This is a genomic window from Centipeda infelix ATCC 43532, assembly GCF_000234095.1.
Taxonomy (GTDB): Bacteria; Bacillota; Negativicutes; order Selenomonadales; family Selenomonadaceae; genus Centipeda; species Centipeda infelix.
Window position 1 is genome coordinate 198,751 of record NZ_JH376797.1, and the last position, 22,845, is coordinate 221,595.

The 22,845-nt window shown below is 52.6% G+C and carries 25 protein-coding genes, 1 pseudogene and 1 riboswitch; of the genes and pseudogenes, 22 read left to right on the forward strand and 4 right to left on the reverse strand.

Annotated elements, in window-relative coordinates:
• Nucleotides 1-2: 2 nt before the first annotated feature.
• The 15 genes from aroQ to HMPREF9334_RS00990 all read left to right on the forward strand — a co-directional run bounded on the left by aroQ (nt 3) and on the right by HMPREF9334_RS00990 (nt 10,599).
• Nucleotides 3-446, forward strand: coding sequence for a type II 3-dehydroquinate dehydratase (gene aroQ, locus HMPREF9334_RS00920; protein WP_006691633.1), 444 nt, complete (start codon nt 3-5; stop codon nt 444-446).
• The gene (locus HMPREF9334_RS00925; RefSeq protein ID WP_006691634.1) at nt 443-1,519 is read left to right on the forward strand and encodes a M24 family metallopeptidase; all 1,077 of its coding nucleotides are present in this window, start codon (nt 443-445) and stop codon (nt 1,517-1,519) included. The genes aroQ and HMPREF9334_RS00925 overlap by 4 nt, the downstream gene beginning before the upstream one ends.
• A 48-nt stretch (nt 1,520-1,567) precedes the next feature.
• Complete coding sequence (efp, locus tag HMPREF9334_RS00930) at nt 1,568-2,125, forward strand: elongation factor P (RefSeq protein ID WP_006691635.1); 558 nt, start codon at nt 1,568-1,570, stop codon at nt 2,123-2,125.
• Between the two features lie 15 nt (nt 2,126-2,140).
• Nucleotides 2,141-2,548, forward strand: a complete 408-nt coding sequence (locus HMPREF9334_RS00935) for an Asp23/Gls24 family envelope stress response protein (RefSeq protein WP_006691636.1) — start codon at nt 2,141-2,143, stop codon at nt 2,546-2,548.
• A 20-nt stretch (nt 2,549-2,568) separates the two neighbouring features.
• A complete protein-coding gene (gene amaP, locus HMPREF9334_RS00940; RefSeq protein ID WP_006691637.1) occupies nt 2,569-3,147 on the forward strand; it encodes an alkaline shock response membrane anchor protein AmaP in 579 nt (192 codons plus the stop codon).
• Nucleotides 3,148-3,159: 12 nt separating this feature from the next.
• Nucleotides 3,160-3,405, forward strand: coding sequence for a DUF2273 domain-containing protein (locus HMPREF9334_RS00945; RefSeq protein WP_006691638.1), 246 nt, complete (start codon nt 3,160-3,162; stop codon nt 3,403-3,405).
• Nucleotides 3,402-3,818 carry a transcription antitermination factor NusB gene (gene nusB / locus HMPREF9334_RS00950; RefSeq protein ID WP_006691639.1) on the forward strand — a complete coding sequence of 139 codons (417 nt, stop codon included), beginning with the start codon at nt 3,402-3,404 and terminating at the stop codon, nt 3,816-3,818. The genes HMPREF9334_RS00945 and nusB overlap by 4 nt, the downstream gene beginning before the upstream one ends.
• An 81-nt stretch (nt 3,819-3,899) precedes the next feature.
• The gene (xseA, locus tag HMPREF9334_RS00955; RefSeq protein ID WP_006691640.1) at nt 3,900-5,123 is read left to right on the forward strand and encodes an exodeoxyribonuclease VII large subunit; all 1,224 of its coding nucleotides are present in this window, start codon (nt 3,900-3,902) and stop codon (nt 5,121-5,123) included.
• Entirely contained in the window at nt 5,095-5,331 is a 237-nt protein-coding gene (gene xseB, locus HMPREF9334_RS00960) for an exodeoxyribonuclease VII small subunit (protein ID WP_006691641.1), read from the forward strand. The genes xseA and xseB overlap by 29 nt, the downstream gene beginning before the upstream one ends.
• A 1-nt stretch (nt 5,332) precedes the next feature.
• Nucleotides 5,333-6,208, forward strand: a complete 876-nt coding sequence (locus HMPREF9334_RS00965; RefSeq protein ID WP_006691642.1) for a polyprenyl synthetase family protein — start codon at nt 5,333-5,335, stop codon at nt 6,206-6,208.
• A 5-nt stretch (nt 6,209-6,213) separates the two neighbouring features.
• Nucleotides 6,214-7,020, forward strand: a complete 807-nt coding sequence (locus tag HMPREF9334_RS00970) for a TlyA family RNA methyltransferase (protein WP_006691643.1) — start codon at nt 6,214-6,216, stop codon at nt 7,018-7,020.
• Between the two features lie 15 nt (nt 7,021-7,035).
• Nucleotides 7,036-7,890: an NAD(+)/NADH kinase gene (locus HMPREF9334_RS00975; protein ID WP_006691644.1), complete on the forward strand. Its 855-nt coding sequence runs from the start codon at nt 7,036-7,038 to the stop codon at nt 7,888-7,890.
• Between the two features lie 11 nt (nt 7,891-7,901).
• Nucleotides 7,902-8,354, forward strand: coding sequence for an arginine repressor (gene argR, locus HMPREF9334_RS00980; RefSeq protein ID WP_006691645.1), 453 nt, complete (start codon nt 7,902-7,904; stop codon nt 8,352-8,354).
• Between the two features lie 14 nt (nt 8,355-8,368).
• A complete protein-coding gene (gene recN / locus HMPREF9334_RS00985; RefSeq protein ID WP_006691646.1) occupies nt 8,369-10,093 on the forward strand; it encodes a DNA repair protein RecN in 1,725 nt (574 codons plus the stop codon).
• A gap of 11 nt (nt 10,094-10,104) precedes the next feature.
• A complete protein-coding gene (locus HMPREF9334_RS00990) occupies nt 10,105-10,599 on the forward strand; it encodes a DUF4367 domain-containing protein (protein WP_039957067.1) in 495 nt (164 codons plus the stop codon).
• A gap of 229 nt (nt 10,600-10,828) precedes the next feature.
• Here HMPREF9334_RS00990 and HMPREF9334_RS12420 read toward each other — a convergent pair.
• A pseudogene (locus HMPREF9334_RS12420) lies at nt 10,829-10,957 on the reverse strand (secretion protein HlyD); the annotation flags it as partial.
• A 54-nt stretch (nt 10,958-11,011) separates the two neighbouring features.
• Between HMPREF9334_RS12420 and HMPREF9334_RS00995 the strand changes: the two are divergent.
• Nucleotides 11,012-11,977, forward strand: a complete 966-nt coding sequence (locus tag HMPREF9334_RS00995) for a type I phosphomannose isomerase catalytic subunit (RefSeq protein WP_006691648.1) — start codon at nt 11,012-11,014, stop codon at nt 11,975-11,977.
• Between the two features lie 84 nt (nt 11,978-12,061).
• Here HMPREF9334_RS00995 and HMPREF9334_RS01000 read toward each other — a convergent pair whose 3' ends face one another.
• Nucleotides 12,062-12,997, reverse strand: a complete 936-nt coding sequence (locus HMPREF9334_RS01000; protein ID WP_006691649.1) for an aldo/keto reductase — start codon at nt 12,995-12,997, stop codon at nt 12,062-12,064.
• Between the two features lie 159 nt (nt 12,998-13,156).
• Between HMPREF9334_RS01000 and HMPREF9334_RS01005 the strand changes: the two genes are divergently transcribed.
• The 6 genes from HMPREF9334_RS01005 to HMPREF9334_RS01030 all read left to right on the forward strand — a co-directional run bounded on the left by HMPREF9334_RS01005 (nt 13,157) and on the right by HMPREF9334_RS01030 (nt 20,109).
• A complete protein-coding gene (locus tag HMPREF9334_RS01005) occupies nt 13,157-14,101 on the forward strand; it encodes a Dyp-type peroxidase (protein ID WP_006691650.1) in 945 nt (314 codons plus the stop codon).
• A gap of 107 nt (nt 14,102-14,208) precedes the next feature.
• Complete coding sequence (locus HMPREF9334_RS01010) at nt 14,209-14,526, forward strand: PQ-loop repeat-containing protein (protein ID WP_245535199.1); 318 nt, start codon at nt 14,209-14,211, stop codon at nt 14,524-14,526.
• Between the two features lie 50 nt (nt 14,527-14,576).
• Nucleotides 14,577-15,500, forward strand: a complete 924-nt coding sequence (locus HMPREF9334_RS01015) for a hypothetical protein (RefSeq protein ID WP_039957069.1) — start codon at nt 14,577-14,579, stop codon at nt 15,498-15,500.
• Between the two features lie 410 nt (nt 15,501-15,910).
• Nucleotides 15,911-16,082, forward strand: a riboswitch (cobalamin riboswitch).
• A gap of 106 nt (nt 16,083-16,188) precedes the next feature.
• Nucleotides 16,189-17,322 carry an ABC transporter substrate-binding protein gene (locus HMPREF9334_RS01020; protein WP_169311772.1) on the forward strand — a complete coding sequence of 378 codons (1,134 nt, stop codon included), beginning with the start codon at nt 16,189-16,191 and terminating at the stop codon, nt 17,320-17,322.
• Nucleotides 17,323-17,358: 36 nt separating this feature from the next.
• The gene (locus HMPREF9334_RS11315) at nt 17,359-19,476 is read left to right on the forward strand and encodes a TonB-dependent receptor (protein WP_006691654.1); all 2,118 of its coding nucleotides are present in this window, start codon (nt 17,359-17,361) and stop codon (nt 19,474-19,476) included.
• Between the two features lie 108 nt (nt 19,477-19,584).
• Nucleotides 19,585-20,109, forward strand: coding sequence for a TonB-dependent receptor (locus tag HMPREF9334_RS01030; protein WP_006691655.1), 525 nt, complete (start codon nt 19,585-19,587; stop codon nt 20,107-20,109).
• Between the two features lie 770 nt (nt 20,110-20,879).
• Here HMPREF9334_RS01030 and cutA read toward each other — a convergent pair.
• Nucleotides 20,880-21,224: a divalent cation tolerance protein CutA gene (gene cutA, locus HMPREF9334_RS01050; protein WP_006691656.1), complete on the reverse strand. Its 345-nt coding sequence runs from the start codon at nt 21,222-21,224 to the stop codon at nt 20,880-20,882.
• Between the two features lie 22 nt (nt 21,225-21,246).
• Nucleotides 21,247-22,776: a YifB family Mg chelatase-like AAA ATPase gene (locus tag HMPREF9334_RS01055; RefSeq protein WP_006691657.1), complete on the reverse strand. Its 1,530-nt coding sequence runs from the start codon at nt 22,774-22,776 to the stop codon at nt 21,247-21,249.
• Nucleotides 22,777-22,845 lie beyond the last annotated feature (69 nt).

Consider the following 22,845-nt stretch of genomic DNA (forward strand, 5'->3'; position numbering starts at 1 on the left):
TCATGGGGAAAATACTCGTAATGAATGGACCGAACCTCAATCTGCTCGGTACGCGCGAGCCTGAAATCTATGGCTCTCTGACGCTTGCAGACATCCATGAGCGTCTGCGCTGCCGTGCCAATGAGGCAGGGCTGGAGATTGAATTCATGCAGTCGAATCATGAGGGGGTGCTTGTGGATGCGATTCAGCGTGCACGCAGGACGGTGGACTACATCATCCTGAATGCCGCTGCACTCACACACTACAGTATCGCCCTCCGTGACGCAATTGCGGCGGTTGATGTGCCCGTCATCGAGGTGCATCTCTCGAATATCCACAAGAGAGAGGAATTCCGTCACAAATCTGTGATCGCCCCCGTTGTGGTCGGGCAGATTGCGGGGTTCGGTGCGGAGAGCTATCTGGCGGCACTTGAGATCATTATCTGGCGGATGGGAGACATGCGATGAACATGGAAGCGCGTATTGCGCGTTTACGTGCACTGCTCACTGAAAAGATTGTGGACGCAGTGCTCATAACAAAGGAGGAGAACGTTCACTACTTCAGTGGATTTCGCGGAGATTCAACGGTGCTCCTCGTGACGCATGAACGCCTTCTGCTCGTGACGGACAGCCGCTATACGGAGCAGGCTGCGGTACAGGCACCCCTCTATGAGGTTGTCGAGCAGCGGGACGGTCTGTATGGGAAAGCTGCGGAGCTTGCGGCGGACGCCGGTGTTGTCTCCCTTGCCTTCGAGGGCGGAGCACTCGTCTACATCAAGGTGATATGGCTGCGCGAACGGCTCGGTGAAATTTCCTTCGATACGCCGCTGAATCTCGATCTGCTGCGGCAGGTGAAGGATGCGGATGAGATTGCGCTCATCCGCCGTGCGTGCAAAATTGCGGACGAGGGCTTTGCCCATATCCTTTCATACATTCAGCCGGGTATGACGGAGATGGAGGTCGCTGCGGAGCTTGAGCATCACATGCGTATGCTTGGCTCGGAGCGTCCCGCGTTTCAGACCATCATCGCATCGGGGATACGCGGAAGTTTGCCGCACGGTGTCGCAAGCGATAAGACGATTGCACGTGGGGATCTTGTGACAATGGACTTTGGTGCGGTCTGCGCGGGTTATCATTCGGATATCACACGCACCATCTGTGTGGGGCACGCGGACGCGCGGCAGCGCGAACTCTATGATGCGGTTCTCACGGCACAGAAGCGTGCACTGACGGCATTGCGCCCCGGCGTTACGGGCATTGAGGTCGATCGCGTGGCGCGGGATTATCTCGCGGAGCACAATCTCAATCAGTATTTCGGGCACGGGCTTGGGCACAGCCTCGGACTTGAGATCCACGAGGAGCCGCGTCTCTCGAAGGCGGGCAAGGATGTTTTGCAGCCGAATATGCTCATTACGGATGAGCCCGGCGTCTACATCCCGAGCTGGGGCGGCATTCGCATCGAGGATACCGTCCTCATCACGGCAGATGGCTCGGAGGCACTGACGCATGCGTCAAAAGAATTTATTGAAATCTGCACATAAAACCGCTATAATATGCAGAGATGATTACTATATGGAGGAACGAATAATATGATTAACAGCACCGATTTTCGCACCGGCCTTACCATTGAGTACGATGGGGGTGTCTGGCAGATTGTCGATTTCCAGCATGTAAAGCCGGGGAAGGGTGCCGCGTTCGTCCGTACGAAGATCAAGAACGTCGAGACGGGTGCCGTGGTTGAGCGTACGTTCAACCCGAACGAGAAGATGCCTGCTGCGCACCTTGAGACGCACACAATGCAGTTCCTCTACGAGGCGGACGGTGTCTATACGTTTATGAACACGGAGACTTACGAGCAGTCCGAGCTCTCGCGCGAGCAGCTCGGCGATGCGCTGAACTACCTCATGGAGAACATGGAGGTTGCGATGCAGCAGTTCAAGGGGCGTATCATCGGCATTCAGCTCCCGAACTCGGTCAGTCTCAAGGTTGTCGAGTGCGAGCCGAGTGTCAAGGGAAATACGGCGACGGGCGCAACGAAGATGGCAAAGGTTGAGACCGGCTACGAGGTGCGCGTACCGCTCTTCATCAACGAGGGGGATGTGCTTCGCATTGACACGCGCACGGGCAACTACATCGAGCGTGCATAAGTACAGAACGGAGGCATGGACATGGAAAATGACAAGAACGCAGTGAAGAAGGAGACGGGGCTCGGCACGATCCGCGTTGCGGACGAGGTCGTCAGCATCATCGCGGGGCTCGCCACGACAGAGGTCGAGGGCGTTGCAGGCATGAGCGGCGGCATCGCGGGCGGCATTGCGGAGATCCTCGGACGTAAGAATTTCTCCAAGGGCGTCAAGGTCGAGGTCGGGGAGAAGGAGGCTGCCGTCGATCTTTACATCATCGTGAAGTACGGCATCCGCATCCCAGAGGTTGCACTTGCAGCACAGGAGAATGTCAAGCGTGCGATTGAGACGATGACAGGGCTCTCCGTGATCGAGGTCAACGTGCACGTGCAGGGCGTCGGATTCCCCGAAGAGGAGCCGAAACCTGAGGAATCGCGTGTCCGCTAAATGCAGCTGAGGGGGAAGCGATGGGTATTATAAATCGTCTGCTGCTCCTGCCCTACACGCTGTGTATCATCGCGCTCACCATTGCCGTGGTCGCCGCAGCTCTGCGGATTGTGCCGGAGAGTATCTGGATGAACGAGTTGCGCTATGCGCTGTCTCGCCAGGAGTTGCTCGCAGCGTGCGGAGTATTCTTCCTCGTCAGTCTCAAGCTGTTTTTTGCGGTGTTTTCGCATACATCGAGTACAGCGCGGACACATGGTGAATTCATGGTGGTCGATACGCCGGCGGGCGCGGTTCAGGTGGCGCTCTCCGCTGTGCGCGGCATTGTGGAGCGTGCAACACTCTCCATGCAGGGAGTTCGGACGGCAACTGCCGTGATTTCTGTGCATGACGCACCAAAGGACACTGTGGCAACACCGATGCAGGTGGAGCTGAAGATCACACTCGCGGATCATACAAGTCTGAATTCGGTATCAGAAGAGTTGACTGCAAAGATTCGTCAGGAACTCCACAATGTACTCGGCATTGCAGATGTACCCGTGGCGCTGCGCGTAACGGAGATCTCGAACAACGCGGGTGATGCGAAGCGGGCACTGGCTTAGCGGGAGGACGGTATGAAAGAAAAATTTCTGCTCCTCCTTCAGGATCAATGGGAACATCATCGCGGGCGGACGGCGGGACTGCTGGTCGGTACGCTATTCGGCGTGCTCGTTCTACTGTTTGGCTTTTGGCATATCGTATTCATTCTCCTCTGTGCAGGAGTAGGGATGTATATTGGGCTGCGCGCAGAGCGCAGTGGTGGTTTGGCGGAGCTGATTGATACGAGTGCCCTGAGCCGCCTGTTTCGGAGGATGTCATGAGCCGCAGACACGCGCGGGAAGCCGCTCTCCTGACGCTCTTTCAGTTGGAGTTTGATGCGGGTGAGGCATCGGAGGAGAAGGCAAGCGAACTCGCGATTGACGAGGTGGAGGGCATCAAGGAGAACGACCTGTCCTACGCGCATGCACTTGTGCAGGGGACGCGCACGCATTTGGCGGAGATCGATGCGGAGATTGCTCGTCTCGCGAAGGAGTGGAAACTCCACCGCATGGCCGCTGTCGACCGCAACCTGATCCGTATGGCGTATTATGAAATGCGCTATCAGGAGGAACCTATCGATCCTCCGGTCGCCATCAATGAGGCGGTAGAGCTTGCAAAAAAATATGGCTCGGATGACGCGAGCCGCTATGTAAACGGGATACTTGCTGCAATGCAAAAATCTGTTCAAGTCTAAGGACACACCGATGAAGAAAGAATCCGTTGCACGAGAGTTTCGTGCAATGGTTCTTTTTTTATCAACGTGGAAAGGCATTTTATGACCGTTCATTCTGTCAGTGATGTGACACGCTATATCAAAGGAATATTCGAGGGAGAGGAGATCCTCTCGGATATCTTGATTCGCGGCGAGGTTTCAAATTTCAAACGCTACCCCTCAGGACACTGCTATTTTACACTCAAGGATGCAGATGCGAGCATGAAATGCGTCATGTTCAACGGGTACGTGCGGAATCTGCGCTTCAGCCCTGAGAATGGGATGCAGGTGATTGCGGGCGGCAGTGTGTCCGTCTACGAGCGTGACGGTGTGTATCAACTCTATGTAAATACTCTGACACCGGAGGGGGCGGGCTCGCTTGCCCTTGCCTTTGAACAGCTGAAGGAGAAACTGTATGCAGAGGGGCTTTTCGACGAAGCGCACAAGCAGCCCCTGCCGCGCTTTCCGCGTCGTATCGGGATTGTCACCTCATCCGCCGGAGCTGTTCTGCGAGACATTCACAAGGTTGCAAAGCGTCGCTGGCCGGCGGTGCAGCTGATCCTTCATCCCGTACTTGTGCAGGGGACGGAGGCGGCGGAGCAGATCGCCGAGGCAATCCGCTTTTTCAACGAGAAATATTCCGTGGATGTACTCATCGTCGGACGCGGCGGCGGTTCGACAGAAGATCTTTGGGCATTTAACGAAGAGCCCGTTGTGCGCGCGATCTATGCCTCGCGGATTCCCGTGATCTCTGCCGTCGGACATGAGACGGATACGACACTCGCGGATTTTGTCAGTGACCGCCGTGCGGCGACACCGTCACAGGCGGCGGAGTTTGCTGTGCCCGATGCGGCAGAGCTGCGGAAGTATATGGAGGGACTGCTTCTGCGTCTCCATGCGGGGCGCATGCGTCAGATGGAGCAACGCAGAGAACGTCTCCGGACACTGATCGATCGTCCGTGGTACCGGAATCCAAAACTCCTGCTTGCAGGCCCGATGCAGCACGCGGATCGCGTTGTGGAACGTCTCCACCGCGTGGCGAAGGACAGGCGTACGAATGCGCGACAGCGTCTTGAGCTCGTACTGAAACGTCTCGAACTCCTGAACCCTGTGCAGATTCTCTATCGTGGATTCAGCGTGGTGGAGAAGGACGGGAAAACAGTGACCCGGTCAAAGAATCTTGCGGCCGGCGATCATCTGAGCATTACATTTGCGGATGGAAAAATATCTGCCGTGGTTGCGGCAAAGGAGAAGCAGCATGGCGCGAAAAAAAGAGATGGCATTTGAGGAAGCTCTCGGTGCACTGGAGCAGATTGTCGCGGAGATCGAGACGGGAGAGCTGTCCCTTGCCGATCTCATGGCAAAGTATTCAGAGGGGATCAAGCTGTCGGATGTCTGTATGACCTCCCTCAAACGTGCTGAGGAGACGATGGATCTTTTGGTAAAGGAGACGGCGGCGGGCATCGCGGAAGAAAAGCTGCAGATCGGAGGGTGAGATGAAGGAGCTCTGGAAGAAACGGCAGGAACTTGTCGAGTGTGCATTGAAAGATGAGCTGGCAAAGACACCAGTACTTGACCCAATTCTGCGGGAGTCGATGGAGTACAGCCTCATGGCGGGCGGGAAGCGTCTGCGCCCGATCCTCCTGATGGCGGCAGCGGATGCTGTGGGCGCGGATGGAACGAAATTCCTCCCTGTCGCCTGTGCACTTGAGATGATCCATACTTACTCGCTCATTCATGACGATCTGCCCGCAATGGATGATGACGACTACCGCCGCGGCAAGCTGACCAATCATATGGTGTACGGGGACGCTGTTGCAATCCTTGCGGGGGATGCGCTCCTCACACTTGCATTTACAGTGATTTTGCGGCAAAAGGACGTGTCTGCAGAAGCTCTCCTGCGCGTGGTTGATGAGATCAGCCGAGCGGCGGGGGCTGAGGGCATGGTCGGCGGACAGGTGCTCGATCTCAGAGCGGAGGGAGGGCACATCTCGATGGAGGAGCTGCGCCGTGTTCACATGGGCAAGACAGGTGCGCTCTTTCACGCAGCGCTGCGCAGTGGCGCGATCCTCGCGGACGCGACGGAGGAGCAGCTTGCGGCACTTACATCGTATGCTGATCATTTCGGGCTGGCGTTCCAGATCACGGACGATATCCTCGATGTCATCGGAACCTCCGAGGAGATCGGCAAGCCCGTCGGCAGCGATGAGAAGAATCACAAGTCGACCTATGTGTCGCTGACCTCTCTTACCGAGGCGCAGGAGCTTGCGCGCCATACGGCAGAAGAGGCAGAGACGGCACTCTCAATTTTCGGTACAGAGGCAGATTTCCTGCGTGATCTTGTCGCGCATCTGGTGAATCGGAAGCAATAGGGCATATGAAGAAAGAGCGGTTGGATGTTCTGCTCGTTGAGCAGGGATTTGCCCCCAGTCGGGAGCGTGCAAAGCGGCTCATCATGGCGGGACAGGTGCTCGCAGATGAGCAGCGCATCGACAAGGCGGGGACGACGGTATCCGTGGATGCAGTGCTGCGCGTTGTGGGGGAGGATCTGCCCTACGTCAGCCGTGGCGGGCTGAAACTGGAAAAAGGAATGGCTGTCTTCGGTGCTGTCCTTACAGGGAAAACGGCAGCGGATATCGGCGCATCGACGGGCGGATTTACGGACTGTATGCTCCAAAACGGTGCAGCAAAGGTGTTTGCGATCGATGTCGGCTACGGTCAGCTCGATTGGAAGCTGCGTACAGATGAGCGCGTCGTCAATATGGAGCGAACAAATATCCGCAATGTGACATTGGAGATGTTAGGCACACCTCTGGATTTTGCCTCTATTGACGTGGCGTTTATCTCACTCGATAAGGTCCTGCCCGTCGTCCGTACATTGCTTTCTGAGCATGGCGAGGTCATTGCTCTGATTAAGCCGCAGTTTGAGGCGGGCAGGGAGCGCGTGGGCAAGAATGGTGTCGTCCGCGATCCCGCCGTACATGAGGATGTGATTCAAGCGGTTCTTTCCGTGGCTGAGGTGCAGGGATTTTTCTCTGCGGGACTTACGTTTTCCCCCGTGAAAGGACCGAAGGGGAATATCGAATACCTTCTGTATCTCAAGGTGCGGGAGGGGGAGCAGAGGATTGATGCGGCATTGGTGCACGATATCGTGTCAGAGGCGCATCGTACACTGGATGGATGAGGTGTTGATATATTTATGAGGACGGTTGCAGTTTTCCCCAATCTGATGAAACCGGAGACACGCGACATCTTGCTGCGGATTCGCGATTTTTTCGCCAAACAGGGGGCGCGTATCATTTTGCCGCGCGTGCGTGCGGTGGAGTTCGGTATGGAGGACTGCGGTGTCGATGACATCGAGAATCAGCCGGCAGATTTTGCACTCAGTCTCGGCGGAGATGGAACTCTGCTCGGTATCTGCCGCAGATATGCAGAGAATCCTGTGCCCGTCTGCGGCATCAACATGGGAACGCTTGGCTTCATGGCAGACATCGAGCAGAACGAGCTCGAATCACGGTTGCAACGGCTTTGTGCGGGAGACTATAACATCGAATGGCGATGTTTCCTTGCGGGATTTGTGACAAAGCCGGACGGTGCGGAGCATTTCCTTGGATATGCCATCAATGATATCGTTGTGATGAAGGGCGATCCGGCGCGTATCATCTCACTTGGTCTTGCGGTCAACGAGACCCCGCTCGTCGAGTGCAAGGCGGACGGATTCATTGTCGCATCGCCGACCGGCTCCACGGCGTATTCGCTCTCGGCGGGCGGCCCTATCATGAATCCCATGGTGAAGGGGATTGTCCTTACGCCGATCTGTCCCCATACGCTGAACATTCGTCCGCTTATCATCCGTGAGGAGGATGTCGTACACATTCATCTGGTCGACATGCGGCAGAGTATCATCGTCACACTGGACGGACAGGAGACGACCAAGATTCATCCGGATGACATCGTTACTGTCAAATGTTCGGATGTTCGCGCGGGTATCATCAAATTTGCGGACAAGGACTACTATCAGACCCTGCGCACGAAGCTTTGGAGAAACTGCTAGGAGAGAGTGGAATGAAAAGTCGGCGTCACGAACTCATCAAGAAGATCATTGGGGAAGAGATCATCGAGACGCAGGAGGCACTTGCTGAGGCTCTGCGGGTACGTCATATGCGCGTCACGCAGGCGACCATCTCGCGGGATATCAAGGAACTCTTTTTAATCAAAGTGCCTGCGGGCGGCGGTCGCTATCGCTATGCCGTATCACCGCAGGAGAGGGTGCATTTCTCCGAAGGACGGATGAAGCGTCTCTTCAAGGACAATGTGACACGTTGTGATTTCAGTGAGAACATCGTTGTTGTCAAAACGCTTCCGGGAGCAGCTGCGACGGTTGCCGCCGCACTCGATGCCTCGGATTGGCAGGAGGTCATCGGTACGGTTGCAGGTGACGACAGCATCTTTGTCCTCGTCAAGCCGATGGATGCGGCAGAGGGGCTTGTCATGCGCATTCAGGAACTCATTCGCTGAGGGGAGGAAACGCTATGCTGCAAAGCCTTCGTGTCTGGAATTTTGCGCTGCTTGAGGAGGTTGCCGTTGAGTTCGGCGCAGGGCTCAACATCCTCACCGGTGAGACTGGTGCGGGTAAATCCATCCTGATTGACGCACTCGGCGCGATCCTCGGTCAGCGAATATCTGCCGACGCGATTCGGAGCGGCTGCGATGCTCTCCGTGTTGAGGCGGTATTTTCGCTCGATGAGAGCGATGCGGAACTGTGTGCTCTGCTCGCGGAGCAGGAAATCGAATGTGAAGATGAGCTCATCATTCTGCGTAAGGTGGCGCGCACGGGCAAGGGCTCGATCCTTGTCAACGGATGCCATGTCACGCTGACCTTTCTCAAAAAAATCGCGCCGTATCTCGTAGACATCCATGGGCAGAACGAGAACCTTGCCCTCCTGCACGAGGACGCACAGCGTAATCTGCTCGAAGGAGGGGACAGCAACCTGCGTGCGCATCTCACGGCATATGCAGCGGTCTATGCAGATTGGAAGGAGAAGACGCGCCTCAGAGAGGAACGTGCGGAGGAGATCGATGACATTGGCGAACGTCTGGATCTCCTGCGTTGGCAGGAGAAGGAGATTGCAGAGGCGGAGCCGGTAGAGGGCGAGGATGAGGAACTCGAGGCGGAGATTCGTCGTCTCTCCCATTCGGAACGCTTGGTTGAGAATGCTGCCGAGGCAGTGAATCTCCTCAGCGAGGATGGGGAGGAGGGGATCGCAGTCCTGTCCGCGCTCGCACATGTCACCCATGCACTCGATGAGATTGCACGCTATGACGATGGACTCACAAACGCACAGACAATGATCGAGGAGGCATACATCTCCCTCCAGGAGGCATCCTACGAGGTGCGCGACTATCTGGACAGCATCGATGTAGATCCCTCACGCCTCGATCAGATGCAGATGCGCATGGACGTGCTCGACCGGCTCAAAAAGAAGTACGGCGGGTCAATTCCCGCCGTACTGGAGCGTCTTTCCTGCATTCGGAGAGAACTTGAAAGCATCGACAACTACGATGTCGATATGGAGCAGCTCGACAAGGAGATTGCTGTCCTGCATGACCAGCTTAAAACCTGCGCAGCAGAGCTCACCGCACGCAGACAGGAGGTTGGCGCGGTACTTTCCACTGATATTGCGCGCGAACTGCAGGGGCTCGGCATGGCAAAGGCGCGTTTCCGCATTGTCGTTACACCCGAGGAGAAATATACAAGTCGTGGTGCGGACAGTCTCGCCATGCTCTTTTCCGCAAACGTGGGCGAGGAGGAGAAGCCCCTTGAAAAGATCGCCTCGGGCGGCGAGCTCGCACGCATTGCGCTCGCGATCAAATCCATCGTTGCCGCACGCGATACGGGCGGCACGAGTATGGTGTTCGATGAGATCGACACGGGCATCGGCGGGCGCACCGCCCAGATGGTCGCCGAGCGTATTGCCTTCGTCGCGCACTACAAGCAGGTGCTCTGTATCACGCATCTGCCGCAGATCGCTTGTATGGCGGACGAGCACCTCTACATTGCGAAATCCGTCAAGGGGGATACGACCGTAACGCAGGTGACGGCACTCTCCGACGAGGAGCGTGTACGTGAGATCGCACGGATGGCCTCCGGCGATGATGTCACCGAGGCGGCGCTGGCAAACGCACGCGAAATGCTTGCGGGTGCGGGAAAGAAAAAGGCGGCATTTCAGAAGAAGAAAAAAGCAGCAAAGAAATGAGAGGTGTGCCAATGACAATATATGGAATGAAACGCATTTTGCTTGCGGGGCTCGCGACATCGGCACTCTGTATGGGCAGCGTCCACGCAGAACAACCGATACAGCAAATTCCTTCGCCGCTCGTCTCATATACAAGTGTGCGCGACGCATGGGCAGTGGCAGGCCTTCCTGTCTACACGCCGACACTCCTGCCCGTCGGCTATGCGCAGAAGGATATCATCGTTATCGACAGGAGCATCGCCGAGATCTTCTACCGCAATGACGCGGGTAAGGAAATTTTATTCCGTATGGCGAAGGGCGATGCGGATATCAGCGGAGACAGCACTGTCTACGAGGTCAATCAGGTTGTGCAGATCGGCCGCCAGTACATCCGTGTCAAGGGCACGGAGAAGCTCGTCAGGCTCGCCCTTTGGTCGCGCGGCGGCTATACTTTCTCCCTCTCGTTTGAGGAGCCTGTCCCCGTTGAAGCAGTACAGGCTATCGTCAGCACGCTTCCTTGGAACTGATCCATATTCGACAAAAAGAGAGATTCCATTCGTCATACCGAACGTGAACTGACCCCCAACAGTTAGACTTAACAAATCTAACTCTTGGGGGTATTGTTATGGCAAAATACGGGAGGGAATGCAAGCTGAGAAACACATTTCGTTCGTATCATTCGTGCTTCGTTGGAAGAAATGGATTTTCTTGCATTATTGAAATAGATATTATATAACAGAATACAAGATATGATCTTTAAGGAAGCACTGATAAATTCAGCCATGTCATCTTGACGCATCTTTTTTGCCCGCACTGTGTCGACAAATCCTCCACATAGCCCTTGCTATGCGTCTGGTTTGTCTCCTTGTTCGGACGAAAAAATCTACGCCAATCTGAGTGTCTGTTTTATCAGCGATTCCTTGAGAAGGAGCGTAATATATGAAATATCCTATGAAACTCATTGCACCGCTCAAGGATTATCTCTGGGGTGGAACGCGACTGAAGTACGAATACGGTAAGGAAACTCAGCTGACGAAGGTTGCCGAGAGCTGGGAACTCTCCTGCCATAAGGATGGCAAAAGCGTGATCGCAAACGGCGCAGCGGCGGGGCAGACACTTGCGGGATGGTTTGCGGCGGAGGGAGCAGATGCTCTTGGGACGAATGCCGCGAAGTTTCCCTTCTTTCCTCTTCTCATCAAACTGATCGACGCACATGACAATCTCTCCGTACAGGTACATCCCGACGACGACTATGCTTTGCGGGTCGAGGGGGAGTATGGAAAGACGGAAATGTGGTATATCGTCGACTGCGAGGACGGGGCAGAGCTGCTCTACGGCTTTGCACAGGAGATTTCAAAGGACGAGTTTCGGCGGCGTGTCGAGAACAATACCCTGCTCGATGTTGTACGGCACGTGCCGGTCAAGAAGGGGGATGTATTCTTCATTCCCGCAGGTACCCTCCACGCAATCGGCAAAGGCATCCTCATCTGCGAAATTCAGCAGAACTCGAATACGACGTATCGTATCTATGACTACGGCCGCGTCGGCGCAGATGGGAAACCGCGTGATCTCCATATCGAAAAGGCATTGGAGGTGACGCATCTCAGCTTCTCTGCAAGTTCGGAGAAAAAGCCGCAGGTGTGCAACATATTTGCAGGCACTGAGGCACGTCTCCTTGCCGCATGTGACTATTTTACCGTCTATCATCTTGCGGTAAAGGGGCAAACTGCACTTTATGCTGGGGCAGACTCCTTTCAGTGTTTGACCGTCTTGTCCGGCAACTTGACGCTGCACTCCGAGGAGGAGGCTCTAAATGTGCAGCAGGGCGAGAGCATTTTTTTGCCGGCAGGGCTTGGTCGCTATGTACTGAATGGATATGGAGAGCTGATTCTCAGTAAGGTCTGACACTTCATTGGTTCCGATTGGCAGCCCCTAGGGAATCGCTGATAAAATAGACCCTATAATGCGGCTGAATTTATCAGTGCTTCCCTAGATCATCTCTTTTTCCCATAAGCGGATGGTGTTGAAGTTGAGTTTGTCCGCCGTGCTCTCGAGCAGGGAGATCTCCTCGGAGGTGAGCGTTATCTTCATTGCCTGCACGGCATCTGTGACATGGTGTTCTTTTGTCACGCCGATGATGGGCAGCGTGCCCTTGCTGATCGCCCATGCGAGGGGGATCTGTGCGATGCTGACCTTGTACTTGTCTGCGAGCAGTTTGAGAGAAGTGTTCATTATCTCGATCTTGTCCATGATCGGATTGTAGACAGCTGCACGCGCTGCGTTATCCGGCATTGGGTGATGTGTGTCGTATTGCCCCGAGAGCGCACCCTGCTCAAGTACCATATACGAGAAAAATCGGATGTCGTTTGCATGGCAGTAATCGAGGATGCCGGATTCCTCGGAGGTGCGGTTCATGAGACTGTAGTGGTTCTGTACCGCACCGAGTTTTTGCCCGTGCGAACGAAGGATTTCGTCCGCCTCCTTGATCTCTGCGAGGTTGTGGTTTGAGACACCGATCATCGGTGCATCGTCTTTGCCCGCAAAGAATTTTGCCACGCGTTCGATCCAGTGCGGAGCCTCGGTCGGGTTATGAAGCCAGTAGATGTCCATGCGATCTACGCCGAGCAGCTTCCGCTGCATTTCCCACATATCCGCTACGGGGGTGTCCGAGGACGGATCCACACACTGCGGCGTGAGCTTGTCCGCGATGAGGTAGGTGTCGCGTGCACGCCCCTTGAGGAATGTGCCGAGCATCTGCTCCGATGTACCCATGCCGTATGCGTATGCCGTGTCCCAGAGGTTCAGCCCATGTGCCATCGCAGCATCAAAGACAGGGCACAGCTGCTCCTCTGTGTAGTTTGTACCGAATGTGCCGTCGTTGCCCCATGCCCATGCACCGAGCGCAATCTTTGGCAGATCTGTCATTGTGATTCCTCCCATTTCTTGTAAAAACTATTCCTATCGTAGTATTCGGTGCATCAGCGGCGTTTTCCTTTGTCGATGTTTTTTTCTTGTCTTACGTGGAGAAACGTCGTACAATAAAACTGGAAGTTGGATGTATGATAGGGTATAGGAGGGAGACCTATGGAGGTCAATGCAAATCTGGCGCAGGATGTCTTCAAGGATGCGGGGGAGAGTGTCATCTTTGTCATGCTCTCACTGAAGCGTGAGGACATTGAGAAGGAGCGGGAGATCATCGCCGACATGGCGGATCGGATGGAGGCGATTCAGCGCTCGATGAACATCCGCGTCGCACCGGAGACGGTGAAGCTCTCGTTTGGGTTCAGCAACCGTGCGTGGGAATATCTCTTTCCCACGGCAAAGAAGCCGAAGGAACTCGAGGATTTCCAGGGGGTAAACGGCGAACACCACACAGCACCGGCGACATCTGCTGATCTCTTCCTCCATGTGCGTGCGGGTCAGGCGGCGACAAGCTATCTCGTCGTCGATCAGATCATGGGCTTCCTGCGTCCTGTCGTAGACGTAGTGGATGAGACCCACGGTTTTCACTATCTTGAGGGTCGTGCAATCATTGACTTCATTGACGGAACGGAGAATCCCGTCGGTGAGGAGGCAAAGGAGTGGGCGATCATCGGCGCGGAGGATCCGGAGTTCATCAACGGTTCCTATGCCTTCGCGCAGAAGTATGTTCACGACCTCGACGCATGGAGGGCACTCCCGACCGAGGTGCAGGAGAAGTACGTCGGCCGCAGGAAATACAGTGATCTCGAACTCTCCGACGAGGAGAAGGATCCGCGTGCGCACAACGTCATCTCGCAGGACAACCGCGACGGCGAGGAGCACAAGATTGTGCGTATGAACGTCGTCTTTGCAAATCCGGGTGAGGGGGTGCGCGGCACCTATTTCATCGGCTACGCGCGTCACTGGGATGTGACACGGCAGATGGTTACCAATATGTTCACGCAGGATGACCGTCTGCTCGAGTATTCGACCGCCGAAAAGGGGCAGCTCTTCTTCATCCCGTCGAAGGAGCTCCTCGGACGTATCGCCGAGGGGGAATTGTTCTAGGGAGCATTGAGTAGATCGGTATACACTTGGGAATATATATCAATTGAGATGTTTGTGGTACAATAGTGGGGGGAAGTTTTATTGACCTTTTTGGGGGAGGACACCATATGGAAGAAGTATTGAAAAAAGCAGAAGCTGAGGCGGGCATCTGGAAAAGGAGACTGTGCAGCTTGGGGAGAAAGCCGAAAAAACAAGATGAAAATTGTTGGCGTGATTGCCTCCGGTCTGTCCATCTGTATGTACGTTTCCTATATTCCGCAGATTCTTGGAAATCTGTCCGGTCATCAGGGGGACTGGATTCAGCCTTCGTCGCATTCATCAACTGCACGATGTGGGTTGGATATGGATTTTTCAAAGAGCATCGCGACTGGCCGCTTGTAATCGCCAATTCGCCAGGCATCATCTTTGGTCTGACGGCTGCATGAGAAATGAAAAGATGACTTTTACGCTTGTTGTGAGAAAGGAGTCCCACACTATGCAAAAGTCACCAGACAAAAAATTGATTCATCGTATTTTATCCGCGCTCACGTGCGGTGGTCTCGCCCTGTCGGCTGCAGCCGCATCGGCTGCGCCCGTTGTTGTTACGGAACCGGTCACGGAGGATATGGTCACCACGACAGAGGGGATCGCCGCAAATATTACGGGCGGTGTCGGAAACATCGTCGTTGGAACGCCAAATGCTGCCGACGAGACGAAGCCGGTCATCGGAGATCCATCTTCTTCCTCCTACTACAAATACTGCCGTGTCGCCGGCTCCTGGCTTGGCTCAGACGAGGTGAAGACGCTTGTCCTCAAGGGCGGTACGGCGATCATCTATAGCGGTACAATGGGGGATGTCACGGGAGCATCCATCTATCTAAAAAATGGAGGCATGGCAACTGTAACAGGTGCCTCGGTTGTGTTTAATGGCGGCAATACCCAGCAGAGTGAGTATGGTGGGCTCTTTGGTGCGCTTGCCAGTGTCAACGCGGAGGCATCGGCTCCCTATGCGCGGGCATACACCTCCGGTAATACCCTGACGATCAACGATGGTGACATCGACGGCCCTTCGGCAGGTGCGACAAGCTATGCAAACTCCAACACTGGGCAGAGCGAAGTCATTGCCTCCGCAAATAAGAACACCGTCACAGTGAATGGCGGCGAGGTCATGCGAACTGTGCGCTGTGGATACGGCTATGCCTTCTCCACAGCGGGGACGGAGCATGTTACGGCGGAGACGAATGAAAACAACGTACTCATCAATCATTCGGAGATCACGGGCAATGTTGAGGGAGGATATGCAACGGCAACAACGGAGAACGGCGCTGCCATTGCAAGAGCAAAAGATCTAACACTTACCCTGAATATGCGAGATTTCATCCGTCATACTTTGCCGTATATGATGCCCCCAAAAAGTTAGACCTGAAAGCGTAGGAAAGTAATTTCCTGCGCTTTTTGCTATGCAGTTTGATGTTTGCTACGGTGCTGCGCAGGACTTAGCCGGCCAAAAGACCTGTTTAATATGGTGCTTGTTATAGTGGACGATGTTATTCCTCGATCGCTGTCTTGCGTCCCTCGCAGCTATGTAAATACGTTCATAGCTTTAATTGTCTAAAGAAATTCTCCATTGACAGTTCCCCTTACGAGACATGCAATGAAGTGAATTTTTGATGATAATAAAAGTGTACTCCATCCTGTTGAGGATTTATTTCCTCGGCAGAAGAAAACACATAAAATTATTTGATTTCATTTTATTACTAATTTTTGTTTATTGACATATAATTTTGGATATGATACCATACATGTGATTCTTAAGAGTCGAATTATAATTAAATATTTTGCCGATCGGGTGCGCATTGCGCTCAATAGAGAAGCAGGTGAGAAACCTGCGCTGTCCCGCAGCTGTAATGCGGAGTCGACCCCATGATGCCACTGGGAAACCGGGAAGGCGGGGAAGATGATGATGCAGAGCCAGAAGAACTGCCCGATCGGAACGCTGTATCGTCCCTGCGAGAGACAGGAAGGCGCGATTTTTTTGTGTATTACATATGCCTTTTTGCCGGAGAGCAAGAAGGTTTTTTCATTCTATAATACATGCAATTTTTGTTGTGAAGCACATCGAGAAAAAGGGGGCTCTGGACCAGGCAGAGGGAGGGGGAGATGATCTGATGTGTCAACGTCGCAGATGCAAGCATATATCGGATATAAGGATAGTTTTTTCTCTTCTCGCTGTGATATTTTGCACGATTTTAATTTTACGTCAATTTACAGCAACATCCTTATCAATTCATGATGTTCTGCCGGAGATGCAGACGGCAGCACGCTGTGTGCAGACCTATAACTCACATGGACAGCAGGAAATGTTGATCATCACGAGTGAACCGCAACGGGTTGTGGTAATGGATTGGAACAACATTGAAATCCTCTTGGCTTTGGGATTGGCTGATCGAATTGTACTAGCCTGTATGGAGCCTCCACACACGGTTGATTTACAGGAGCGGTATCCGGAGGAATTTGCCAAGATAAAGGAAATTGCTCCTGAGCGTGTAAGTTTGGAAATGATTCTGGCAACGGAACCAGATCTGATTTTTGCACGTCAATCCGCATTTTCTGAGCGGAGACTCCAGTCTACAGAATGGTGGCATCAACGAGGTGTAAATACCTATATTCCTATAACATCAAATACCAGAGAGAAACAGACTATCGAAAAAGAACTCCGATACATACGTGATGTTGGTATCGTGTTTGGCTGTCCGGAAAAAGCTGAGGCAATTGCAGCAGACATTTCCGCTCAGATTGGGCAGATACAAGAACAAACAGCGGGGAAGAGACAGGATCGGGTAATCGTTCTGGAGGGGGCTCCGTCAAAATATGTGATCAACTATAATGCGCATTGGCTCGTTGGTGATTTTCTGAGCACACTTGGCGCTCGTATGGTGACAGATATGCAGTTTCGTGATGCGGAGACTTTATTGATCTTAGATCCAGATATTATCTTTGTGGAATATTTTGATGATCATACGGCTTCTTTTGCAGATCAGTTGATGCATCATCCGGAATACCGTTCGCTCAAAGCCGTGCAGGGAAATCGCGTCTACCCGATTCCTGTGGAGTTTATGTATATGCCTGGGCTACGCACTGCAAAGGGGCTTTTCCTATTTGCAAAAGGCCTGTATCCGGACATTGAATGCGATATGGAAACCAAAGGGGGCGTTTCAAAGGCCGTATCAAATCGAGAATAACATGTATCTACATGAATGTTAGAAAGGATGATTCCTATGAAAAAAAGAGTTGCTCTTCTCAGTATTCTGCTTGCTGGGGCTGTCCATCTGCCGACCGTATATGGCGCAGCCTCTGAAAGCACGTATTCGTATTCTCTGCCGGATGTTTTTGTGTATGGCAATTATAAGGACAAAATTTTCCATGGCGGGCAAATTGTACGTAAGAACAGTTTAGGCATTATGGGCAATACAGACTTTATGGATGTACCGTTTAATGTGATGAGCCTCTCGCAAAAATCCATTGATATGAATCGATCTTCTGGAAATACACTCCTTGAGGTGCTTACATTGGATCCCACGGTGACCTCTGATGGCGACAATACCTATAATGATGTGCATATTCGCGGCTATCGTCTGCGTTCGCAGCATTATTATATCAATGGTGTACCGGGGATGCTCTCCCCTTCGTCTGTTCCAACCAATTTTGTAGACAGGGTGGAAATCATTTCCGGGCCCAATACGTTGGTGAATGGGATAGGGGGGTACTTTGCCAGTGCGGCCGGCGCCGTGAATCTCGTTCCGAAGGTTGCGGAAGATGAGACAAAGATATCCTTCCGGGAAACTTTTTCCGGGAAGAGCCATTTTGTTCATGAACTAGATCTTGGAACACGCTTCGGGAAGAATAAGGAGTGGGGTGTTAGAGCAAATATTGGACTCGAGGACGGAACAACGCGATTCCGAAATGAAAAATATAAGGAAAACAATGGCTTTGTCAACATTGATTATCGGGGAGAAAAAACATCTGCACAGCTGTTGCTTGGTCATCGGGAAGTGCACCACAAAGGATGTCAGACGGGAATCCGACTGAATAAACATTCTCTGCCAAAACCGCCGCAGGGGGATGTAAACTTTCAGCCTTCGTGGGGAGAATACAGTCATGCCAATGATATTGTGACATTTTCTTTGGAGCAGCAGCTCAATCCATCGACAGAACTGTTTTTTAAGTTCGGGCATCATACAGATGAGTGGGATCCAGTGACCGTTCTGTACTATCCCAAGCTGACCGATGAAAAAGGAAATTTTACGGTCGGTGTGGAGATGTTTCGGGAGAATAATACCTTTCGTGGATATGCCGGTGGCGTTCGTCTGAAAGCAAATACCGGTCAGATGCGTCACGATATTGCGCTGAGCGCGGACCGGTTGGAGGGTGAGGGATGGATTGAGTATGATACAGATTACTACGATGACCTGATTCCTCCCTATACGGGGAATATTTACGATAAATCCTCTTTTGATAAAATGCTCCCGCCTAAGTCACCGAATTGGGGGTATCATGATGATGGCAGTCTCGATTTTGTCATGAAGGGAATTAGTTTTGTCGATCGTATGGTCACTGCTGATGAGAAATGGTCTTTTTTGCTCGGACTTCGTCATCAAAATGTTTCGGAGGCGAACAAGGACAGTTCCAAGTTCAGTCCGAATCTCGGATTGATGTACGCCTTAAATCCCCATGTGAAGGTTTATGCCAACTATATGGAAAGCCTTGGCAGGGGAAGAAAGGTGGGCAGACGATATGCCAACAAGGGAGAATATCTGCCGCCACAGACCACCGAGCAATACGAGCTTGGCGTGAAATGGGACGCCAAGCGTCTGGGAGGAAGTTTTAGCATTTTTTCCGTGGAACAGGAAAATCTCCATGTGGATGCGAACAATCGGTATGGTTATAATGGACGGCAAAAAAATCAAGGGGGACAAGTAACGGTATTCGGACAGGTAATGCCAAAGCTCAGTCTTCTTGGTGGTGTCATGTATCTGAATGCCAAGCAAAAAGGAGGGGCAGATGACGGTAGAACGATTGCGGGGATTCCAAAATGGAATTTCACACTCTCTACCCAATATCAGATGAACGAGGAATGGGCATTGACGGGGCGTATGGTGGCGAATAGTAAGGCTCCTATGAATCCGCTTGCCAGCAAGCATGTACCGGGGTGGTGGCGACTGGATCTCGGGGCGCAGTACAAGCGTACATTTGCGAATGGAGATGCACTGCGCGTGGGACTCAATGTGTTTAATGTGTTGAACAGGGAGTATTGGGTTGTTCAGGATGCCGTTGCGGAATCTGTCTCGATGCATGGTCCGCGCAGTCTGGTGCTGTCTATGTCGTATGATTTCTAAGAAGTGCCGTCATTATGGAAACAGAATGTAAGTGCAGGTAGGTTCTCGTACTTGGACATTGTTTCTATAGATTCACTGGTTGTTATTTCGTCAAAGGAGAATCAGCAAATGAGAAAGAAAATTCGTGAGGGTGCAGTGCTTGGTGTTCTCTTATCATCTGTCCTGTATGGGGGGGATGTTCATGCACAAGAGATTTCTTCGCGTGAATCTATCGAGGAGAATGATCCGTCAACTTTATATGCGACGAAGGATATTGAGGTCACCGGTGAGCTCAAAGATCCGTTTGGCAATGCTATAACGGAGCAGTCCTACTATCGCACGGGCGGTGATGTGAATATCATTGATCGGGATATGCTTGAGAAACGTCATTATGATCAGCTCAGCGATGCACTGCGGCAGATTCCGGGGATACAGATCAAGACGCCGGGGTATCGCGGAGGAGAATTTGAGTATACACAAACCCACAGCATTGTGACAATCAATGGCGATGATCGTGTAGTTGTGCTCATGGATGGGCGTCGCATGGATAACTCTGTGGGCAGTGTCGTTTCGGGACAATCGTCAAGTGCATCGAAGGCGGTCATATCTGCCGTTCTTGAAGATTGCCTCCGATTCACATCTCTCGAGAGATGATATGGGGCAAAGGCTCATCTTCGGCGATGAGCATATTATCTGCACGAACGATTCGTATTTGCGGAGGAAAAATGAGAATGATGAAGTCATTGATACAATTCATATTAAGCAGGACGACGATGGTATTGATATCGAAGACAGGATCATACGGTTAAAGGAATACATTAAAGCAAATTCTTAATTGATAACGTAGTCACTTTTCATATGAAAGAGATTCCATTGTGACCTACCCCCAAAAGTTAGACTTGGCTAATCTAACTTTTGGGGGCATTGTCATGTCAAAATACGGTAGGGCATGTAAGCTGAAGATTATGCAGGAATATCTTGCAGGATACGGAAGCTATGAGGCACTATCGAAGTACTATCACGTTTCTCTCACTCCCATCAGGAGATGGGTAAAGGCTTAAAGTATATACAATTCCTACAAGGGGGTGGTCGGCAAGGTTGCAGACCGTTCCCAGAGACGAAGATTTAAAACCTTCGATTCAAATCGGAAAATTACGATGGATATGAGTAAGTTCAAATACTGGATGTAAAATAAGGTGGCGATCGAGAAATAATCGTCTACTATAACGAGTATCGTATCAAAAAGTCTCTTGGTTGGCTCAGTCCTGCTCAGTACCGTTACAAACATCAAGCCGCATAGCAAAAAGCACAGAAATTTGCTTTCCTACGCTTTCATGTTTAACTTTAGTCACTACAATTTGGAATCTCTTTTTTGTTGATTAGAAAATGTAGGAGCAAAGGTCGATGTGATTATCCGTTATTTTTCAGCGATTCTCTAGGTTTTCATCCAAGAGGGGGATCGTGAAAATAACCGGTGTCTCATATGGGTGTACGGCACGGATTGCCGCCATGGTTTCACCTAAATGGCTCTCATCTACACGCACCTCAACCTTGAGCTCGGAAGCCTCATAGAGCTCACCAATTGTCCCCTCATACGGCGAAGCTCCCTCAAGTGGACGCCATGAGCCAATGACATGCGAATAGGCGAGACAGCTGTCATAGTTTCCACTCTGCCCTGCTCCCACCGCCCGCAGTACATTCCGAAGCTGCGAAAAATGTGTCTCCGGAATAAAGATTTCGAGTTTTACATATTTCGTTTGCGTATCCATTATATACACTCCATCTGTAACATCACTCGATATTCACCCCAATATCGGAGCGCAGCTGGATTGCCTCCGCAATATGCGCCGCCGTGATGACGGGACTTTGCCCGAGATCAGCAATCGTCCGTGCTACCTTGATGATACGGTCGTGAGAACGCGCCGATAGGTTGATACGGTGAAATGCCGCCTCAAGCAAACGCTCTGCCTCCTGCTCAAGCCGACAATATTTCTTTATCATGCTGTGATTCATCTGTGCATTACAAAAGAGGCCGTGTCTCTGCAATCGCTTGCACTGAATGATGCGCGCCGCCACAACGCGCTGCTGAATTGATTCGGAGGATTCCGCCTTACGCGTAGCATGAAGATCCGCATAGGTCACACGCGACACACGGATATGAAGATCGATACGGTCAAGCAAAGGTCCTGATAATTTTCGTGTATATCGCTTGATCTCGCCCGCAGAGCACTCACATATATGATCCTTATCTCCGTGAAAACCGCAGGGGCATGGATTCATTGCCGCTACCAAAATGATACTAGAGGGAAACGTCAGTGTTGCGTTCGCACGCGACACTGTAATCTGGCGATCCTCAATCGGCTCGCGCAGGACCTCAAGCGTCTTCTTGCTGAACTCCGGCAGCTCATCGAGAAAGAGCACGCCGTGATGGGCAAGCGTCACCTCGCCCGGGCGCGGGATGCTCCCACCGCCGATCATCGCCACCGTCGAGGATGTATGATGCGGACTGCGGAAGGGGCGCGTGGTCACAAGCCCCGTATCCTTGCCGAGCAGCCCAGAGATACTGTAAATCTTCGTGATCTCGATGGCTTCTTCCTTCGTCAGCTCCGGCAGAATCGAAGGCATTCGACGTGCCAGCATCGTCTTGCCCGAACCGGGTACGCCAACCATCAAGACATTATGCCCGCCAGCCGCTGCAATCTCAAGTGCACGCTTCGCCTGATACTGCCCCTGCACATCGGCAAAGTCATCGGTGAAGGTGGCATCCTTTTTCTGCTCTGTGGGGTGTGGCGCAGAAGGAGTTAGTGTTTCCGCACCCGTCAGATGACGCACAAGCTGCGCCAGATTTTCGACCGCATAGACCTTTATTCCGTCAATGAGGAGTGCCTCGTCTGCATTGGAGGGAGCAACATAGAACTCCCTCAGACCGTGCTCACGCGCCGTGATTGCCATTGGGAGAATGCCGCTGATCGGACGGCAGTTTCCATCGAGAGAAAGCTCCGCTGAGAAAAGTGCGCTCTGTATCGCCGCCTCGGGAAGCATACCGTAGGATGCCAGGAGTCCGACGGCAATTGGCAGATCAAGCCCCGAACTGTCCTTTCGCACGTCCGCAGGCGCAAGATTCACCGTCACCCGCTCCTGCCGCAGCTGAATGCCGGAGTTGCGAATGGCAGTCCGCACACGCTCCTTCGACTCCTTCACCGACGTATCGGGAAGCCCCACCAGCTCAAAGCCCGGCAGACCGGACGACACATCCACCTCAACGTCGATAATCCGTCCGTCAATCCCGAGGGTCGTCGCACCATAGGTCTTTGCAAACAACGGCCTTCCCTCCTACGTTTCAAATATAAGAAAATTATAACACAGGATAGGGGTTGTTGCCTAATGATT

Bases quoted from the DNA above. Each gene is read 5' to 3' on its own strand.
- HMPREF9334_RS11315 (WP_006691654.1), top strand. From the start codon at position 17,359: ATGAAAAAAAGAGTTGCTCTTCTCAGTATTCTGCTTGCTGGGGCTGTC.
- recN (WP_006691646.1), top strand. From the start codon at position 8,369: ATGCTGCAAAGCCTTCGTGTCTGGAATTTTGCGCTGCTTGAGGAGGTT.
- HMPREF9334_RS00945 (WP_006691638.1), top strand. From the start codon at position 3,160: ATGAAAGAAAAATTTCTGCTCCTCCTTCAGGATCAATGGGAACATCAT.
- HMPREF9334_RS00990 (WP_039957067.1), top strand. From the start codon at position 10,105: ATGACAATATATGGAATGAAACGCATTTTGCTTGCGGGGCTCGCGACA.
- HMPREF9334_RS01000 (WP_006691649.1), bottom strand. From the start codon at position 12,997: ATGACAGATCTGCCAAAGATTGCGCTCGGTGCATGGGCATGGGGCAAC.
- nusB (WP_006691639.1), top strand. From the start codon at position 3,402: ATGAGCCGCAGACACGCGCGGGAAGCCGCTCTCCTGACGCTCTTTCAG.
- HMPREF9334_RS00970 (WP_006691643.1), top strand. From the start codon at position 6,214: ATGAAGAAAGAGCGGTTGGATGTTCTGCTCGTTGAGCAGGGATTTGCC.
- efp (WP_006691635.1), top strand. From the start codon at position 1,568: ATGATTAACAGCACCGATTTTCGCACCGGCCTTACCATTGAGTACGAT.
- amaP (WP_006691637.1), top strand. From the start codon at position 2,569: ATGGGTATTATAAATCGTCTGCTGCTCCTGCCCTACACGCTGTGTATC.
- cutA (WP_006691656.1), bottom strand. From the start codon at position 21,224: ATGGATACGCAAACGAAATATGTAAAACTCGAAATCTTTATTCCGGAG.
- HMPREF9334_RS00975 (WP_006691644.1), top strand. From the start codon at position 7,036: ATGAGGACGGTTGCAGTTTTCCCCAATCTGATGAAACCGGAGACACGC.
- aroQ (WP_006691633.1), top strand. From the start codon at position 3: ATGGGGAAAATACTCGTAATGAATGGACCGAACCTCAATCTGCTCGGT.
- HMPREF9334_RS01010 (WP_245535199.1), top strand. From the start codon at position 14,209: ATGGAAGAAGTATTGAAAAAAGCAGAAGCTGAGGCGGGCATCTGGAAA.
- HMPREF9334_RS00995 (WP_006691648.1), top strand. From the start codon at position 11,012: ATGAAATATCCTATGAAACTCATTGCACCGCTCAAGGATTATCTCTGG.
- HMPREF9334_RS01015 (WP_039957069.1), top strand. From the start codon at position 14,577: ATGCAAAAGTCACCAGACAAAAAATTGATTCATCGTATTTTATCCGCG.
- xseA (WP_006691640.1), top strand. From the start codon at position 3,900: ATGACCGTTCATTCTGTCAGTGATGTGACACGCTATATCAAAGGAATA.
- HMPREF9334_RS01005 (WP_006691650.1), top strand. From the start codon at position 13,157: ATGGAGGTCAATGCAAATCTGGCGCAGGATGTCTTCAAGGATGCGGGG.
- HMPREF9334_RS01030 (WP_006691655.1), top strand. From the start codon at position 19,585: ATGAGAAAGAAAATTCGTGAGGGTGCAGTGCTTGGTGTTCTCTTATCA.
- xseB (WP_006691641.1), top strand. From the start codon at position 5,095: ATGGCGCGAAAAAAAGAGATGGCATTTGAGGAAGCTCTCGGTGCACTG.
- HMPREF9334_RS00935 (WP_006691636.1), top strand. From the start codon at position 2,141: ATGGACATGGAAAATGACAAGAACGCAGTGAAGAAGGAGACGGGGCTC.
- HMPREF9334_RS00925 (WP_006691634.1), top strand. From the start codon at position 443: ATGAACATGGAAGCGCGTATTGCGCGTTTACGTGCACTGCTCACTGAA.
- argR (WP_006691645.1), top strand. From the start codon at position 7,902: ATGAAAAGTCGGCGTCACGAACTCATCAAGAAGATCATTGGGGAAGAG.
- HMPREF9334_RS00965 (WP_006691642.1), top strand. From the start codon at position 5,333: ATGAAGGAGCTCTGGAAGAAACGGCAGGAACTTGTCGAGTGTGCATTG.